Annotated in this window: 17 protein-coding genes; 8 read left to right on the top strand and 9 right to left on the bottom strand. The window is 43.1% G+C overall.

From position 1 onward, the window contains the following. Positions 1 to 33: 33 nt before the first annotated feature. Positions 34 to 531 (top strand): hypothetical protein, encoded by a 498-nt coding sequence (locus tag IRJ18_RS13830; RefSeq protein ID WP_194106911.1) that lies wholly within the window; start codon positions 34 to 36, stop codon positions 529 to 531. Between the two features lie 32 nt (positions 532 to 563). Here IRJ18_RS13830 and IRJ18_RS13825 read toward each other — a convergent pair whose 3' ends face one another. The 9 genes from IRJ18_RS13825 to IRJ18_RS13785 all read right to left on the bottom strand — a co-directional run bounded on the left by IRJ18_RS13825 (position 564) and on the right by IRJ18_RS13785 (position 9,029). Continuing rightward, positions 564 to 2,639: a TonB-dependent receptor gene (locus IRJ18_RS13825; protein ID WP_194106910.1), complete on the bottom strand. Its 2,076-nt coding sequence runs from the start codon at positions 2,637 to 2,639 to the stop codon at positions 564 to 566. A gap of 15 nt (positions 2,640 to 2,654) precedes the next feature. Continuing rightward, complete coding sequence (gene bshC, locus IRJ18_RS13820; protein WP_194106909.1) at positions 2,655 to 4,256, bottom strand: bacillithiol biosynthesis cysteine-adding enzyme BshC; 1,602 nt, start codon at positions 4,254 to 4,256, stop codon at positions 2,655 to 2,657. Between the two features lie 282 nt (positions 4,257 to 4,538). Beyond that, positions 4,539 to 5,891: a 30S ribosomal protein S12 methylthiotransferase RimO gene (gene rimO, locus IRJ18_RS13815; RefSeq protein ID WP_194106908.1), complete on the bottom strand. Its 1,353-nt coding sequence runs from the start codon at positions 5,889 to 5,891 to the stop codon at positions 4,539 to 4,541. Between the two features lie 7 nt (positions 5,892 to 5,898). Next, positions 5,899 to 6,273, bottom strand: a complete 375-nt coding sequence (locus IRJ18_RS13810; RefSeq protein ID WP_194106907.1) for a GxxExxY protein — start codon at positions 6,271 to 6,273, stop codon at positions 5,899 to 5,901. Positions 6,274 to 6,314: 41 nt separating this feature from the next. Beyond that, positions 6,315 to 7,277: a signal recognition particle-docking protein FtsY gene (gene ftsY / locus IRJ18_RS13805; RefSeq protein WP_194106906.1), complete on the bottom strand. Its 963-nt coding sequence runs from the start codon at positions 7,275 to 7,277 to the stop codon at positions 6,315 to 6,317. A 192-nt stretch (positions 7,278 to 7,469) separates the two neighbouring features. Further along, positions 7,470 to 7,625 carry a DUF4295 domain-containing protein gene (locus tag IRJ18_RS13800; protein ID WP_194106905.1) on the bottom strand — a complete coding sequence of 52 codons (156 nt, stop codon included), beginning with the start codon at positions 7,623 to 7,625 and terminating at the stop codon, positions 7,470 to 7,472. 79 nt (positions 7,626 to 7,704) lie between these two features. After that, complete coding sequence (rpmG, locus tag IRJ18_RS13795; protein ID WP_194106904.1) at positions 7,705 to 7,887, bottom strand: 50S ribosomal protein L33; 183 nt, start codon at positions 7,885 to 7,887, stop codon at positions 7,705 to 7,707. A 93-nt stretch (positions 7,888 to 7,980) separates the two neighbouring features. Then, on the bottom strand, positions 7,981 to 8,214 hold the full coding sequence (gene rpmB, locus IRJ18_RS13790; RefSeq protein ID WP_194106903.1) for a 50S ribosomal protein L28: 234 nt from the start codon (positions 8,212 to 8,214) through the stop codon (positions 7,981 to 7,983). Positions 8,215 to 8,339: 125 nt separating this feature from the next. Next, positions 8,340 to 9,029: a hypothetical protein gene (locus tag IRJ18_RS13785; RefSeq protein ID WP_194106902.1), complete on the bottom strand. Its 690-nt coding sequence runs from the start codon at positions 9,027 to 9,029 to the stop codon at positions 8,340 to 8,342. A 135-nt stretch (positions 9,030 to 9,164) separates the two neighbouring features. Here IRJ18_RS13785 and acs point away from each other — a divergent pair, with 135 nt between their 5' ends. From acs to surE, 7 genes are all read left to right on the top strand, one after another. After that, a complete protein-coding gene (acs, locus tag IRJ18_RS13780; protein ID WP_194106901.1) occupies positions 9,165 to 11,066 on the top strand; it encodes an acetate--CoA ligase in 1,902 nt (633 codons plus the stop codon). 157 nt (positions 11,067 to 11,223) lie between these two features. Further along, a complete protein-coding gene (locus tag IRJ18_RS13775) occupies positions 11,224 to 11,409 on the top strand; it encodes a CsbD family protein (RefSeq protein WP_194106900.1) in 186 nt (61 codons plus the stop codon). A 312-nt stretch (positions 11,410 to 11,721) separates the two neighbouring features. Then, positions 11,722 to 12,639, top strand: a complete 918-nt coding sequence (locus IRJ18_RS13770; protein WP_194106899.1) for a hypothetical protein — start codon at positions 11,722 to 11,724, stop codon at positions 12,637 to 12,639. 24 nt (positions 12,640 to 12,663) lie between these two features. Further along, positions 12,664 to 13,362, top strand: a complete 699-nt coding sequence (locus IRJ18_RS13765; RefSeq protein WP_194106898.1) for a hypothetical protein — start codon at positions 12,664 to 12,666, stop codon at positions 13,360 to 13,362. A 57-nt stretch (positions 13,363 to 13,419) separates the two neighbouring features. Beyond that, complete coding sequence (locus IRJ18_RS13760) at positions 13,420 to 14,361, top strand: T9SS type B sorting domain-containing protein (RefSeq protein WP_194106897.1); 942 nt, start codon at positions 13,420 to 13,422, stop codon at positions 14,359 to 14,361. 74 nt (positions 14,362 to 14,435) lie between these two features. Next, positions 14,436 to 15,410: a PorP/SprF family type IX secretion system membrane protein gene (locus IRJ18_RS13755; protein ID WP_194106896.1), complete on the top strand. Its 975-nt coding sequence runs from the start codon at positions 14,436 to 14,438 to the stop codon at positions 15,408 to 15,410. Positions 15,411 to 15,455: 45 nt separating this feature from the next. Further along, complete coding sequence (gene surE, locus IRJ18_RS13750; RefSeq protein WP_194106895.1) at positions 15,456 to 16,226, top strand: 5'/3'-nucleotidase SurE; 771 nt, start codon at positions 15,456 to 15,458, stop codon at positions 16,224 to 16,226. The last annotated feature ends 142 nt before the right edge of the window (positions 16,227 to 16,368 follow it).

Here is a 16,368-nt window from a genome sequence, read left to right as displayed (position 1 = left end):
AAAATTTGTTTATTTTTGATCGCCCTGATTAAAATGAAGAAGTACCTGATTATCACATTCCTGCTTTTTTGCTGCGCTGTTTCCCGGGCGCAAACCATGTCTTTTTCCGATCTTGCCGATCTGGCAAATTTAACCCTGCCCCAGGCAGATAATATTTTGATACAAACCGGTAAGTTTAAGATCAATAATAAAGAGGAAGTATTAGGGCAGATACTCACCCATTATCAAAGTATCGACAAAAATAAAAGCGTGATCAAAGGAGAAAGCCTGGTCACGGGCGCCTACCGCACTACCGGCGACGGTATTATGTTAAAAACCATTACTTACAAAACCGTTTACCCTGCTTATATTGATAACCTGGTGAAACAGATCAGGCATTTTGGTTATCGGTTAACATTTACCGGTAAGGATGAAACCCAAAATATTCTGATATTTGATAACCAGCTAAACCATATTACTATTTCAAAAAGGTTTGATGGGGTTAGCAATTCTATGGTTATCCGTCAAAAAGAAATAGGGGTAGATCAATAACTTTACCTTATTCATTTTGCACCGTTATGTTCCTAAAATATAACATTAAAGCCTGCAAAGTAATTGCGCAATGGCGATGGGTTAAAATACCGGCTGCCTACCGCGTTCAAATCGTTTCCTAAGCTATAATGCGCATTCAGTAAGTTATCGGCCCCGGCATATAGTTCAAATTTTATTTTATGATTAATGGCATGCGCCCAGCCAATTTTTGATTGCAATAAATGATATTGCGGCGCAAAAACGGTGTTGGCATCGTTAAGCGGGATGCTGGCGGTATAATTATGCTGCACAAACAAATAAAGCTGATGCGGTACTTTTACCTGCAAACTGCTTACAATTACGTGTTTGGGTACGCCGGTTAAGGGATTACCGGAATAATTGGTAGTAGCATCGCTATAATCCCGGAAAAAATAACTACTCAGGGTATAAGCTGTATTGAACTGCAGCCCACGGATAAAACGGCTATTGTTTTGGCGGATCAGCCAATCGGTAAAGGCCAGCTCGAAGCCGGTTTGATTAGTCCCCCCCGCGTTTGTGTAATATTCGGTTTCATCGGGGTGCAGCCGGCGCACAATAGCGTTTCGTATACGATAATAAAATACCGAAGCATCAAGGTACAGGCTTTCATCGCGGTTACGCAGGCGCAGGCCGGTTTCGTAGTTCCAGCCGGTTTGCGCTTGCAGGGCTGTGTTAACTACATTATCCGTCGGGCGTACCTCGGCCGTAGTTGGTGTGCTATAGCCACGACTTACAGAAGCCCGGGCAATAAAATCGTATGTTAAGGAATAGGATAGCGCCAGCCTCGGCATCAGTTGGGGCGAGAAGTTCCGATCAGTAAACCCTGATTGATTTAAAGGGTAAATATTTTGGAACGTATAATTATAATAATTCAGGCTTAGCGCCACCTCCAAATGTAATTTGTTTTGGATATCGGCTGCGTAACGCCCAAAAACAAAATGTTGCTTGCTGTGGATGTTATCAAATTTTTGCGGGTTACCTTTTACCCCGGCATTATTGTCGTAATTATTAATTACCGATTTGGTTTGTTGCCATTCCATGCCAAGGTTTACTTTCCAGCTATAGCTGTTTTTTCCGTTAGCCAGTTCAAAGTAACTGCGCAAGGCATAAGTGTTTTCGGTGCGCTGTTCGTAATTGGTGATGAACGGGTTAGCAAAATCTACGTGCATAGTTGATACCGAAGTGACATTTTTAAGATGATCACTTAGTTGTGCTTCGTTAACCAACCCGCCCAAAAATACTTTTGTGGTGATGCGTATTTGCTGATCTATAGCGCCCGGAACTGTTTTGGTAGCCAGCCGTGCCGACTGGGGATTGGCCTGCATTTGTGCCAGCGTTAAACCGCCCGGTGTTTCATAAGCCAGATTTGAGTATAAGGCCAGTACTTTCAATCCGTCCTTTGCCGATATATTGTACTTGTCACCTAACTGAAAATATTGCCTATCCATGTAACTATGTTCGCGATAGCCACCATAACTTTGATAGGCCTGACTAATATTGAGCTGATTTTTGCCCAGGCTGTTTTGAATAGCAGCGTTTTGATGCAGTAAACCGTACGACCCGGCATTGAAGCCAACCTTAGCATAATTGCTATCCGCTAAAGTTGATAAGGGCCGCAGAATAACCACCCCGCCCGAATTGGCGCCGAACAAGCTGCCGTCGGGCCCTTTTAAGATTTCCACGCTCCTTATGCTGTTTACATCGATGGCATTCAGATAGGTGTTGCCGCCGGCATCTGTAAGAGGGATCTCATCAAAATAGATCTTCACATCGCGCACGCCAAACGGCGACCGCAATAAACTGCCCCGGATGGAAAGGCGATAGCTGCCCGGCGAACGTTCTTCCATTTTTACTCCCGGTACTGTGTTTAATGCCGGTACGAATGAATTATCGGCCTGCAGTTTGAATTGTGACGGCCCTAATACGCTTACCGATGCTGGAATGCTGATAACAGGCTGCGCCGATAGATAAGCTTTGATGGTCACCGTTTTTATAGTGTCGGTGGTAAGTGGTTTACCTGTTTGAGTTTGCCCGTATGTGGCGAAGGTGGGTATCAGCAATAAAGGAAGTAAGTATAAGCGCTTTGCCATTGTAATTACTGCCCGTTACTCTGCCAATACCGTAAATTCAAAAGCCAAAGGTTGAAAATGGCGTATCAGTTCATCAATAAAGGATTGGCCCCACTTTACGTAAAACAGGCCAAAGTTCTCGGTGCGCTCCTGCAGACTGTCTTTAGGGAACAGGTCGGCTTTAATATGGTCTATTTGCTCTAAACGGGTGCTGTAGTTGCGTTTTTCAGCGCGAACTAACTTCTTCTCCAGATTATCTAAAGCGTGCTTTAAACGGGCTTGTACGGCCGCAGCCGAGGGGGCAAGGGTTGGGTCTATTTTGGCGGCCTGTTGTTTAATGTTTTCAAACAGGGCTTCCAGTTGTGCCCATTCATTTTGGAGGCTTAAATTATTATTGGTATTGGCTTTAACCCAATTCTTCTTTACCTCGTCAGCTGGCTTAAAAAAGTCTGCTGCCGTAAGTCCCATGCGGGCAATTTTAGGGGTGTATTCTTTAGGGATGATCAGGCCTGAATTGCGCAGGATAAGGATAGGGAAATCAACTTTATAATGGTCGAAATTGGATTTCAGTTCCAGCCAGTAAACTACTTCGGCACCACCGCCCACATAAGCTATGTTTGGTAAAATGCACTCCTGGTAAAGCGGGCGCATCACTACGTTCGGACTAAACCGCTCGGGGTGTTCAGCTATTTCGGCTTTCAGTTCCGCTTCGGTGAAAGTAATTTCTGTATTTAAAACGCTGTACGTGTTATCCTCAAAAACCAAACGTTCGCGCAGGTTATCTTTTAGGTAAAAGAAATTGATCTCGCGTGGGTTAACCTGTATGTGCACATCAATAGCGGCCAGCAGTTTGTTGGTTTCGCTAATGTTTTTGAAACTGTTTTGCCCGATAATATCCTGCTCCATAATAGGGGCGAAGTGCTTTTTCAGGCGGGTATCATCAGCATCAATAATCACTAACCCATACTGGCCAAATAATGCGTTAACCAGGTAACGGGTAGCATCCGCTAATTTGTGAAACTTAGTATAGGCAGTTTCCACCAGCTGGGCCAGTTCCGGGCCATGGGCTTCCATACCTAATACGCCTTTGTATTGATTCAGCGCCTGGCGCATGGTATCGGGATTGATTCGGCCTGTAGCGCCGCTGGCTTCGTACCACCAGTGCACTTTTTTACCGCCAATATTGGTGTAATTTATTTCGGCAAAATCATGGTCTTCCGAGGCCATCCAGTAAACAGGCACAAAGTTTTTATCGGGGAAAGCCTCTTTTAACTGTCGGCTTAATTTAATAGCAGTAACAATTTTATATATAAAGTACAGCGGCCCGGCAAAAATATTGAGCTGGTGGCCGGTTGTAACGGTAAAAGTATTATGGGACTTTAAAAGCTTGATATTATCATGAACACTTTTTAGGCTAAAGGTTTCACTTTCGTGAATGCTGGTATATTGTTCTGTTAAAACTGTAGCTAACAGCGCACGATCGGCAATTACTCTTTTGTGATTGAACTGTTCGGCGAAACCTTCAAGTGTGGGGCGATAGCTATAAAATGATTTAAGGTTCGGGGCATCCTCCAGGTAATTGATCACTGTTGGCGAGAAATACCCGGTGTTTTTATAGCTTATACAACTTGATTCCATAATCGTAAATGCGAATTGCGAAAGTTCAGGTTCGGAATTAGACCAGAACCCGCTTATAAACATCGAATTTAGATTTTAAAATGCGAATTCAAACATTGGCATCCGGCAATCGCCAATATTTTACAATTTGTAGATAATGATATGATAGCGATAATGGTGTATTGTCATTTCGAACGAACCCGCGTGTGACTGTGGGGAAGGAGTGAGGAGAAATCTTCTACGCGCAGCCGGCTGCATTTGGAAGATTTCTCCCGCTGGTCGGAATGACAATGGGGTTGTGAATTACTTCACAATATCCCCGTACAGATCAAAATCTTCAGCGTTGTCAATTTTTACATTCACAAAGCTGCCGATGGTGGCATAGTTAACCGTGGCGTCAATTAATACCTCGTTATCTACTTCAGGCGAATCGTATTGGGTGCGGCCTATAAAAAAGTCGCCATCTTTTTTATCTATCAGCACTTTAAACGTCTGACCGATCTTTTCCTGGTTCTTATCAAAAGAAATACCCTGCTGAATTTCCATAATAGCATCGGCGCGTTCCTGTTTTACTTCCTCAGGTACATCATCAACGAGGCTATGGGCATGGGTTTTTTCCTCGTGCGAATAGGTAAAGCAACCCAGGCGGTCGAACTTAGTATCTTCAACCCATTGCGCCATTTCTTCAAAATCCTGCTGAGTTTCGCCAGGGTAACCGGTGATCAGTGTGGTACGCATGGCAATACCCGGCACCTTATCACGTATCTTGTTTACAATATCAATGGTTTTTTGCTTGGTAATACCACGGCGCATAGACGATAGCATATTATCGGTAATGTGCTGCAGCGGCATATCCATGTATTTGCAGATATTATCGCGCTCGTTCATTACATCCAATATCTCCATGGGGAAACCTGAAGGGTAAGCATATTGCAGGCGGATCCATTCAATACCGTTAACATCGCTCAGGCGGCGCAGCAATTCATCCAAATTACGTTTGCCATATAGATCAAGACCGTAATAGGTCAGGTCCTGCGCAATTAGTATCAGCTCCTTCGTGCCGTTTTTAGCTAAAGATTCCGCGTTGCGTACTAAATCCTCCATGGGGGTGCTCAGGTGCTTGCCGCGCATTAACGGAATAGCGCAAAATGAGCATGGGCGGTTACAGCCCTCGGCAATTTTAAAATAAGCAAAATGCGATGGGGTGGTCAGCATGCGCTCACCAATCAGTTCGTGACGGTAGTTGGCGCCAATTGAAGTCAGAAGATTAGGCAGGTCATTTGTACCAAACCATGAATCGACGTTGCCAATTTCGGCTTCCAATTCAGGTTTATAGCGTTCAGAAAGGCAGCCGGTAACAATTACCTTGCCTACCTTGCCTTGCTCCTTCAGTTCGCTGTATTGCAGTATGGTATCGATAGATTCCTGCTTGGCGTTATCAATAAATCCGCAGGTGTTAATAACAATGATATCGTTCTTACCCACTTTATCTGCCTCGTGCACTACATCAAAAGCGTTGCCTTTTAACTGCCCCATCAGCACTTCCGAATCGTAAGTGTTTTTAGAACAGCCAAGGGTCACTACATTGACACGAGGCTTCGCCTCGTTTGATTTCACAGATTTTAAACCCGATTTCACCGATTCTTTCGTCCTCATTATATAACTATTTGGATACCCTTTTAACCTCGCAACTTGCATTGCCAAAGTTTATAAGTAATCCTGTTTGTATTTTACTTGCTTTTAAATAAGACAATAACTGATTTTCAAAAAGCTTCGGGATATATCCCGTTACGGATTTTAATTCTACAATTACTTTATTGTCAACAAATAGGTCACATCTAAATTTGCCTACAAATTCTTCATTGAAAAATACATTAAACTCTTTCTCTGCCTCGTATTTTAAACCTTCTTTTCTCAATTGAATTTGTAAGGCTTTCGCGTATATTTTCTCGATAAATCCAGGCCCTAAAGCAGTATGAACAGCATAACAACAACCTATTATTCTATGGGTTAATTCATCTTGTTCAACGCTCGCCATTTTTAATCGGTGAAATCAATTCTTAATCGGTGAAATCAGAATCACTTAAAAAGTGATTCTACAAATGCCTTCCTATCGAAAAGCTGCAAATCGTCCATACTTTCACCTACACCAATATATTTTACCGGTATCTTAAACTGATCGGATATGCCTATTACCACGCCGCCTTTGGCAGTGCCGTCCAGCTTGGTTAGGGCCAGGGCATTAACGTTGGTAGCTTCGGTAAATTGCTTGCATTGTTCAATGGCGTTTTGCCCGGTCGAGGCATCCAGCACCAGTAAAATCTCGTGCGGAGCGCCAGGCACAACCTTTTGCATTACGTTTTTAATTTTAGTCAGCTCGTTCATCAGGCCAACTTTATTATGTAAACGACCGGCAGTATCTATAATTGCCACATCATCACCATTAGAGACAGCAGATTTCAAAGTATCAAAAGCTACCGAGGCCGGATCCGAGCCCATTGCCTGGGCCACTACACGTACTTTAACACGTTCGCCCCAAAGTATCAGCTGATCCACTGCCGCCGCACGGAAGGTATCGGCAGCCCCTAATACCACCTGGTTGCCTGCTTGTTTTAGCTGATGGGCCAGTTTGCCAATGGTGGTGGTTTTACCCACGCCATTTACGCCCACCACCATAATTACATAAGGCTTATGGTTGCCATATTCAAAGCTCTGGAAATCGTTACTGTTATTTTCGGCCAGCAGTTGCTGTATCTCATCGCGCAGTATGCCGTTCAGTTCGGATGTGCCGATGTATTTATCGCGGGCTACACGGGCTTGTATACGCTCAATAATTTTAAGGGTGGTTTTAACGCCAACGTCGGATGTTACCAAAATCTCTTCCAGCTCATCCAGTACGTCATCATCGACAGTAGATTTACCGGCTACCGCCTTGGTTAACTTGCTGAACAGGTTATCCTTGGTTTTTTCCAAACCGGTATCCAGCGCCTGCTGCTGCTGCGGGGTAGTTTCCTTTTTCTTAAAAAAATCAAATAAGCCCATGTGAATATGCGAATCTATGGATGTGCAAATATGCAGATTAATACTCGACGATGATTTCCCTGATCGTTTTACGGAATTGATTTTTACACAATCGTGTAGATACTTAAATCCGTTTAATCATGGTCAAGACCATTAACAAAAAAAGCCCTCTCGCGAATACAAGACGGCTTTTGGTATTTTTTATAGTAGTAATTAGTTTTTAGCAATCACATCCTTAACGGCTTCGTTAGGAACAATTGCTTCTTTAAATGAATAAGCACCGGTTTTAGGTGACTTAACCATAGTAATTACTTTTGAGAATTCTTTGCCTTTACCTGTTTTCAGGGTTGCAACTACTTTCTTTGCCATTTCTTTTAGTTTTATAAGTTTTGAGTTTTGGGTTTTGAGTTCAAAAACTCATCACTCACTACTCACAACCGAGTACTTATTACTTAATTTCTTTATGAACGGTTACTTTTCTTAACACCGGATTGAATTTTTTCATTTCTAACCTTTCAGTGGTGTTTTTCTTGTTCTTGGTGGTAATGTAACGAGACATACCCGGCATACCGCTTTCTTTATGCTCGGTGCACTCTAATATTACCTGAACCCTGTTGCCTTTTTTTGCCATCTTGTTTATGAATTGTAAGTTATGGGTTTTGAGCTTTAAGTTTGAGCATCACCAGGATACTCACAACTACTGACTCACCACTCAATACTTGAATTATATTTTTCCTGTTTTTACAAATTTGTTAATGCAGGCAGTGATGCCGTTTTTGGTAATGGTTTTAACAGCCGAAGTAGACACTTTCAGTGTGATCCATTTATCCTCTTCAGGGATATAAAACTTTTTCAGTTGTAAATTTGGATTAAATCTGCGTTTGGTTTTGCGGTTCGAATTTGAAACGCTATTACCGGTAAGTGCCGATTTCCCTGTTAAATCACATATTCTTGACATGACAATTTCTTTTTAGTTGTATTCCTTTTCTCAAAAGAGTTTGCAAATATCAGGATTTTAAGTTTAATATTCAATAGCGGATTGAAAATATTTTCAAAAGATTTCAACAAGGACATTTACGCCTGCTATTCCCAATAAGTTAATTGCCTGCCAGATACATTGAGCACATTTTTGTTGGCATCCAGCCGCGTACATTTAGTCCAATTGCCTTTGGCGTCGGGGTCACTATATATATTGTAATAAATATAAGCTAAGGTGCCATTAGGGTTGTAACTGCTTTCTTTCAGTTCATTACCTGCAGTATCATACTCATATTTTATCTTGTTAACCAAAGAATTATGGCCATCATAAAATTTAGTTTGTGATTGGACTGTGTTTTTGTATTTGCTCACCATTTCAACCTCGATTTTTCCGTTAGGATTGTATTCTGTGTAGTTTACAATACGGCCTTTCACATCGTGCGTTATCACAACTTTTGTCCGCCCCCGGTAAAAGCTTATAATTAAATTTTTATACTTGTCGTAAGTGCGTATAAAGACAGATTCCACGAATTCTTTTTTTAAGTGCGGGTTTATTTCACGCTTTCGAAAAAAGGTAACTGTTTGATTAATCGCCTCTCCATCCCGATTATAATTAATAATACTTACGCTCGAATCGGCATTAGGGATATTGCTTTTATTAAAGGTAATATTGGTTACAGATGCCACCCTGCCATTCATGCGCTGGTTACCGAATATACTGCGAGTATACTGGGCGTAACCCTTATCTGTAAAAGCTATAAATATCAATAGCGTGTATAGTAATATTTTTTGCATGTGGTTAATAAGTGTGGCTTTTTAAAAGATATATCGGGTACGTACACATTTTGTTGTTTATATTCAATTTTTATTGTTTTTTTGTTATTGATACCGCATATAATTACTAATTTACGCCACCATTTATACTAAGCTATGAAAATTACCTCATTCGACGATTACAAGCAAATTTATAAACAAAGTGTAGAGCAACCCGAGCAATTTTGGGAAGGCGTAGCCAACACATTCCAATGGCGCAAAAAGTGGGATAAGGTGCTGGAATGGAATTTTACCGAACCCAGGGTTCGCTGGTTCGATGGCGCAAAACTGAACATCAGCGAAAACTGCCTCGACCGTAACCTGGAAAAACTGGGCGATAAACCAGCCATTATATGGGAACCGAATGACCCGACCGAAGACCACCGCGTGTTGACTTATAAGCAACTGCATGATAAAGTTTGCCAGTTTGCTAATGTGCTGAAAAATAACGGGGCCAAAAAAGGCGACCGCATTTGTATATATATGCCAATGGTGCCCGAACTGGCTATTGCTTTGCTGGCGTGTGCCCGTATTGGCGCTATACACTCGGTAGTGTTTGGTGGGTTCTCTGCCCAGTCAATTGCTGATAGGATACAGGATGCCGAATGTAATATTGTGATCACTGCCGATGGTGGTTTTCGTGGAGCTAAAGATATCCCTTTAAAAAGTGTAATTGACGATGCCCTGGTGCAATGCCCATCGGTTAAGAGGGTAATTGTATTAACCCGCACCCGCACACCGGTGGCCATGATAAAAGGCCGCGATGTTTGGTGGGAAGATGAAGTAAAAAAGGTAGAAACGCAGGGTAATGTTACTTGCGAAGCCGAAGAAATGGAAGCCGAGGATATGCTGTTTATTCTGTACACTTCGGGATCAACGGGTAAACCTAAAGGGGTGGTGCATACTTGCGGCGGGTATATGGTTTATGCCGGGTACACCTTTGATACCACCTTCCAATATCAGCCCGGAGAGATATTTTTCTGTACCGCAGATATCGGCTGGATAACCGGTCACTCCTATATTGTTTACGGGCCCTTATCGCAAGGGGCAACTTCATTAATGTTTGAAGGGGTACCTACTTGGCCGGATGCAGGCCGTTTTTGGGATATTGTAGATAAACACAAAGTAAATATATTATATACCGCGCCAACTGCCATCCGCTCGCTGATGAGTTTTGGGGATGAACCGCTGAAAGGGAAAAACTTAAGTACGCTAACCAAACTCGGATCGGTAGGTGAACCTATTAATGAAGAGGCCTGGCATTGGTTTGATGAAAAAATAGGGCATGGCAAATGCCCCATAGCAGATACCTGGTGGCAGACTGAGAATGGCGGACATATGATAACGCCGATTGCTGGCGTTACGCCATTGAAGCCGGGCTATGCCAGTTTCCCGCTGCCAGGCGTACAGCCTATTTTGGTTGACGAAAAAGGTAACGAGATTGAGGGTAACGGCGTAAGCGGTAACCTTTGTATAAAATTCCCATGGCCGGGTATGCTGCGTACCACTTATGGCGATCATGAACGTTGCCGCCAAACGTATTTTGCTACCTATCCCGGCAATTACTTTACCGGCGATGGCTGCCTGCGTGATGAAGACGGCTATTACCGCATTACCGGCCGTGTGGACGATGTGTTGAATGTATCCGGTCACCGCATAGGTACGGCCGAGGTAGAGAACGCTATTAATATGCACAGCAGCGTAGTGGAATCGGCAGTGGTTGGTTACCCACACGATATTAAAGGACAGGGCGTATATGCTTTTGTGGTTAGTCCGAATCAGCATGGCGATGCCGAACTTGCACGCAAAGATATCATGATGACTGTAGCCCGAATTATAGGCGCCATTGCCAAACCCGATAAGATCCAGTTTGTAAGCGGCTTGCCAAAAACCCGCTCGGGTAAAATTATGCGCCGCATATTGCGCAAAATTGCCGAGGGCGATACCAGCAACCTGGGCGATACATCCACTTTGTTGGATCCGGGCGTGGTGGAGGAGATCAAAGCGGGGGCGTTGTAGGGATTGCCATCGCTGGCAGCAATATTTTTCTAAACGACATTTCACCATTTGGCGAAATGTCGTTTTCGTTTATAGCCAACCTGATGCTTTAATCCTGATTATTCCCAAACTAAATCCACCTCAGGCTGTTTTTCTAACACATCTAAATAAAAGCAACATGGATAAGTTAGAGATTAAAGGCAAATGGAACGAGATAAAGGGTAAGATTAAGCAAGCTTATGGCGACCTGACCGAGGACGACCTGGCGCACGAAGAAGGCCAGGACGATGAACTGTTAGGTAAGCTGCAACAAAAAACCGGCAAAGGCCGTGATGAGCTGGTAAAATGGATCAATAGTTTATAATAAAGCTCCTCTCTAAATTCTTCCCGGTCAAATATGATATCTGAAATAAATATCTTCGGATATCACTATAAATTAACACATTAACAAAATGTGGATAAATTATGACAAAAGCCGCCAATGTGCGGCTTTCTTTATAACCATGCTATGAAAATTTACTATCGTTATAACCGAAAGTAATATTGCAGCAGGTTTTTATTAAATATCTCCCGCAGTTTTATTGGTACTCCCAAGAATTTGATAACCCTGTATAAGCTTTTACGTACAAAATCCCGGATCGTATAATTAGGTAAACAATACAGTGTCGGATTTACTATGCAGGGGATTTATACCAAACAAGTTTCGCTTACATATTACCGGGTAGTTTTAATTACCATGGTAGCAGTTTCGCTACTCTTGGCCAGGACCATTATAACAAAGGGCAACCATGCTGGCAATTCGCCTGAAACTTCGTATAAAAGCGCTCCGGCGGCCCAGGCACCCCAAATTTGCCATATATCTGCAGATACTACTATAACGCAATGCGGCAGTAGTGTAACGCTGCATACTGATGCGGATATTCCCAACTACACCTGGAGCAACGGTTCAACCTCATCTGCTATCACGGTTACCGAATCGGGCCAGTATTATTGGCAGTTTATTGATATGAGCCGTAATACGGTTACCAATGGCGATTTCACCAGCGGTAACACGGGGTTTACCAGTGCTTATACTTATATCTCTCCAACAGGTTCAACAGGGGCCTATGGTGCATTAAGCGCGGAAGGTTATTATACAGTTACTACCAGTCCTAAAATTACGCATACCAATTTTTCGGATTTTCCCGATCACACTACTGGCACAGGCAAAATGATGGTGCTCAACGGATCGCCAACGGCTAATGCTAAAGTATGGGGACAAAGTATTACGGTTGAGCCCAATACCAGCTACATATTTTCAATCTGGGCAGCATCGGCGCATCCGTCAAATCCGGCTAAACTTACCTTTTCAATCAATGGGTCGCAACTGGGGGTAATACAGTTAACCACTACAACAGGTGCCTGGCAAAACTTTACCGTACAGTGGACATCGGGCAGCAGCACAACAGCGGCTATTGGTATAGTTAACCAGAACACCATTGCCAGCGGTAATGATTTTGCCCTTGATGATATTGTATTTGCGCCGGTTTGCCGCAAAATTTTCAATGTAACCTTAACACCCAATCCTGATAAACCATCTATAACGAATAACTAAACACACTTAACAGAACACACACACATGAAACTATTACTTACAAAAAAATTAATCTTATTACTATGCTTAATGGGGTTAACCGTATTTGCGAAGGCGGCCACTTCTGGCCCAAGCGACGCTACCAGCGCCCCGCCTGTTAGCGCCTCGAGTGTTGGACAGGTAGTATGCTATGGCGCGCCTATCAGCCTGAAGGGCCCTACAGATCCGGGATCGAGCTACAAAAAATACGAGTGGTATAAACTTGATGCCAATGGTAACAAAACTTTGGTTAAAGACGGTACCGCTACAGATAATTCTTATACCGAAGCATCAGATGGCGCCGGTTACTATATCTATCAATTGGTAATTATTAATACTAATGATTGTTCGTCCGATATTTCAGACCCTTACAAGGTATATGTATTACCACAGTTAAATGTCAATATAGTCCCTACGGGTAACGTAACCTCGGTTTGCGAAAAAGGGCAATCAACTACAACTTTAACAGCCAGTGTAACTAACCCAAATCCTAACCTTGTTTATACCTACCAATGGCAGCGTAACGGTACCGATATAAGTGGTGCTACTACCAATACTTATTTGGTTACCGAAGCAAATTCGGGCAGTGTAAATTTTGGTGTTAAAGTAAGTTATGTGCTTGATAACGGATGTACGCAAACGGCATCGCAAACTATTACTGTAGTGCCAATGCCGGTTAAGCCGGTAATTGTTGCAGGTCCGTAATTTATAGTAATACAGGCTTTGCGTTTCATCAGTTATATAGCTGTTATAAGTATACTCATGTTTTGGGCAGTGGATAGCTTTGCCCATAATAAAATAAAAACTGATTATACAGATGGTAATGTAATTGTGATTCAGGAAGGCCACCAGATAACCTTGCACGCCGGGGTAGCTAATGCGGCAGCCTACCAATGGTTCAACCAAAAAGTAGCTATACCCGGCGCTGTAAAAAGCGAATTGACGGTTAACAAAGGTGGTGTGTACACCGTAATGGCCTACAGCAAGGCAGGATGCTCAACGGATATGTCGGACGAGATGAAGGTGATCGTAGTGAATACGTCTATTCCTGCTGTAGTTGATATAGCCGTGAACAAAGTTGCTGACAGCAAGCCTGTTACTTCAGGCGAAGTTTATGGCTACACTATTACTGTAGTTAATAAGGGTGCAAACGGCGCTACCGATGTTACAATGAAAGATGTGCTGCCCCAGGGGATGTTCTACGTGGGTATAAAAAATGCCACGGTTGGTACCGGACTATATGACGCCGATAGCCACACGGTGATCTGGAAAATTGGTAATATGAAAGGTGGCAGTACCGAAGAAATGCAGTTGCTGGTTAAATCATCAGGTAACGGCGCTATACGGAACACCGCCACGGTAACATCAATTGAGGCCGACAGCGATCCGTCCAACAACGCATCCACCAGTATTAAAGATATCCAGGGATTAAATATACCCAATGTGTTTACACCTAACGGTGATGGTGTAAATGATACGTTTGAAATTGCCGGCTTGGCTAATTATCCCGATAACGTTATTGATATTTTTAACCGCTGGGGCAACAGCATCTATCACAAGAAAGGCTACCTGAATGACTGGACAGGCGAGGGCCTTAACGAGGGGACTTATTTTTATGTGATACAGGTAAAGGATGCCACTGGTTTTTCTGCCACCTATAAAGGTTATATAACGCTGTTACGATCAAGAAATTCGGAAGAGTAAAAAATCCCTGCATGCTTAACTAAGAGGATGCAGACACAAATATGAAATAGAAACATTAAGATAGATTTATGAGGATGAAAAGGTTTTTATGGATATTATTTTGCCTGATAGCCGGTGTGGCCAGGGCACAACAGGATACACAATACAGTCAGTATGTGTTTAATGGGTTATTTATTAACCCCGCTTATGCAGGGTATAAGCAGGACCTTTACCTGCAAAGTTTTTACCGTGCGCAATGGACCGGTTTGGAAGGCGCGCCGCAAAGCTTTTCTGTATCGGCAGATGGTGCCGTTAACGATAATAAAGTGGGTTTAGGTGTGCTGATAGCACAGGATAGGATAGGGGCGCAAAGTTCGCTGGCGGGGTATGCTAACTATGCCTATCGTTTACAGGTAGGCGAGAACGAAAATAGCCATCTCTCGTTTGGCATAGGCGCGGGTTTTGTACAATCGGGTATCGATGGGACAAAGTTGCATGCCGCTAATTTAAATGATAATACGGTACCGGCAGTTTATCAAAGCGAGATATTGCCCGATGCCCGCCTTGGTGTAATGTATACTAATGATGACCTGTTTGTAGGTTTCTCGGCCGATAACTTAATTGCCCAGCATATGCGTACGGATAAATCTTTATTGGTACCCATACCTAAGCCACACTATTATTTTACCGCCGGGGCTTTGTTTGAAATGAATGGTGGAACCAAATTTAAACCATCCATATTAATTAAAGATGATGCCGCCGGGCCAACCAGTCTGGATGTAAACGCCTTTTTTTTACTGGGTGAAAAAATATGGATAGGCAGTACTTTCCGCACCGCTATACCGCTTTATGCTAAACCTTATTTGCAAAGCGACCTGCAAAAATCAAACTCTATTACCGGCATGGCCGAGTTTTTTGCAACCGACAGGTTTAGGGTAGGTTACGCTTTCGATTACTCGCTGACATCCATAGGCACCTATAGCTACGGGACGCACGAGTTATCTATCGGCTTCTCATTCGGTTCAGACAGCAGTGATAAAAGGCAGTATAGGCCTAAGTGTTATTTTTGATTTGGTGATAGGAAGCTTGTTGCGGATATTACCTAATTTCGCCCCATGAAAAACCAGCCCACCATACTTGTAGTAAACGACGACGGCATTACCGCACCCGGCATAAAAGCTTTAATTGATGTAATGAAAGAACTGGGCAGGGTGGTGGTAGTTGCACCCGATAGCCCGCAATCGGGCATGGGGCATGCCATTACTATTGGCAAACCCTTGCGTTTAGACCAGGTAGATATTTATGATGGTGTGGAAATGTACCGTTGCTCGGGTACACCGGTTGATTGTGTTAAACTGGCCGTTACCCGTGTATTCAAAGGTAAAAAGCCCGACTTGTGTGTATCGGGGATCAACCATGGCTTAAACAACGGGATAAACGTATTGTATTCCGGGACAATGTCGGCAGCGGTAGAAGGCGCTATTGAAAGCATCCCATCCATTGGTTACTCTTTAGATGATTATACCTTGCAGGCCGATTTTAGTCATTGCCTTAAATTTGTAAAAGAGATAGCCGCACAGGTGTTGCAAAATGGCCTGCCGGTAAATACACTGCTGAATGTAAACTTCCCCAATACTGCCCATATAAAAGGCATAAAGATATGCCGCCAGGCTAATGCCAAATGGGCCGAAGAATTTGATGAGCGTGTTGACCCATATAAACGTCCGTATTTTTGGTTAACCGGGGTATACCAGTTGAACGACCATGGCGAGGACACCGACTCCTGGGCGCTTGATCATCACTACGTCTCGATAGTGCCGGTACAGTTTGATATGACCGCGCATCATGCCATCCCCGTTTTAAACGGCTGGACTTTTAACGTTTAACTATTTAATACCGGGCAAAGGATAATTAACACACACCGGGTTACCCTTCATGTGCGGATAGGTAGATAAGCGGGATTAGTCCTTGATAACGTTATTTTTAAGATACATATAATTAAAACAAACTATTTAACATTTATTAACG

Source organism: Mucilaginibacter boryungensis (genome assembly GCF_015221995.1).
GTDB lineage: Bacteria > Bacteroidota > Bacteroidia > Sphingobacteriales > Sphingobacteriaceae > Mucilaginibacter > Mucilaginibacter boryungensis.
The sequence above is the reverse complement of the archived record's forward strand: the minus strand, read 5'-3'. Positions and strand labels throughout refer to the sequence as shown.

What these genes read in the sequence shown, in the direction of transcription:
- IRJ18_RS13830 (WP_194106911.1), top strand. Translation starts at nt 34, where the DNA reads ATGAAGAAGTACCTGATTATCACATTCCTGCTTTTTTGCTGCGCTGTT.
- IRJ18_RS13825 (WP_194106910.1), bottom strand. Translation starts at nt 2,639, where the DNA reads ATGGCAAAGCGCTTATACTTACTTCCTTTATTGCTGATACCCACCTTC.
- bshC (WP_194106909.1), bottom strand. Translation starts at nt 4,256, where the DNA reads ATGGAATCAAGTTGTATAAGCTATAAAAACACCGGGTATTTCTCGCCA.
- rimO (WP_194106908.1), bottom strand. Translation starts at nt 5,891, where the DNA reads ATGAGGACGAAAGAATCGGTGAAATCGGGTTTAAAATCTGTGAAATCA.
- IRJ18_RS13810 (WP_194106907.1), bottom strand. Translation starts at nt 6,273, where the DNA reads ATGGCGAGCGTTGAACAAGATGAATTAACCCATAGAATAATAGGTTGT.
- ftsY (WP_194106906.1), bottom strand. Translation starts at nt 7,277, where the DNA reads ATGGGCTTATTTGATTTTTTTAAGAAAAAGGAAACTACCCCGCAGCAG.
- IRJ18_RS13800 (WP_194106905.1), bottom strand. Translation starts at nt 7,625, where the DNA reads ATGGCAAAGAAAGTAGTTGCAACCCTGAAAACAGGTAAAGGCAAAGAA.
- rpmG (WP_194106904.1), bottom strand. Translation starts at nt 7,887, where the DNA reads ATGGCAAAAAAAGGCAACAGGGTTCAGGTAATATTAGAGTGCACCGAG.
- rpmB (WP_194106903.1), bottom strand. Translation starts at nt 8,214, where the DNA reads ATGTCAAGAATATGTGATTTAACAGGGAAATCGGCACTTACCGGTAAT.
- IRJ18_RS13785 (WP_194106902.1), bottom strand. Translation starts at nt 9,029, where the DNA reads ATGCAAAAAATATTACTATACACGCTATTGATATTTATAGCTTTTACA.
- acs (WP_194106901.1), top strand. Translation starts at nt 9,165, where the DNA reads ATGAAAATTACCTCATTCGACGATTACAAGCAAATTTATAAACAAAGT.
- IRJ18_RS13775 (WP_194106900.1), top strand. Translation starts at nt 11,224, where the DNA reads ATGGATAAGTTAGAGATTAAAGGCAAATGGAACGAGATAAAGGGTAAG.
- IRJ18_RS13770 (WP_194106899.1), top strand. Translation starts at nt 11,722, where the DNA reads ATGCAGGGGATTTATACCAAACAAGTTTCGCTTACATATTACCGGGTA.
- IRJ18_RS13765 (WP_194106898.1), top strand. Translation starts at nt 12,664, where the DNA reads ATGAAACTATTACTTACAAAAAAATTAATCTTATTACTATGCTTAATG.
- IRJ18_RS13760 (WP_194106897.1), top strand. Translation starts at nt 13,420, where the DNA reads ATGTTTTGGGCAGTGGATAGCTTTGCCCATAATAAAATAAAAACTGAT.
- IRJ18_RS13755 (WP_194106896.1), top strand. Translation starts at nt 14,436, where the DNA reads ATGAAAAGGTTTTTATGGATATTATTTTGCCTGATAGCCGGTGTGGCC.
- surE (WP_194106895.1), top strand. Translation starts at nt 15,456, where the DNA reads ATGAAAAACCAGCCCACCATACTTGTAGTAAACGACGACGGCATTACC.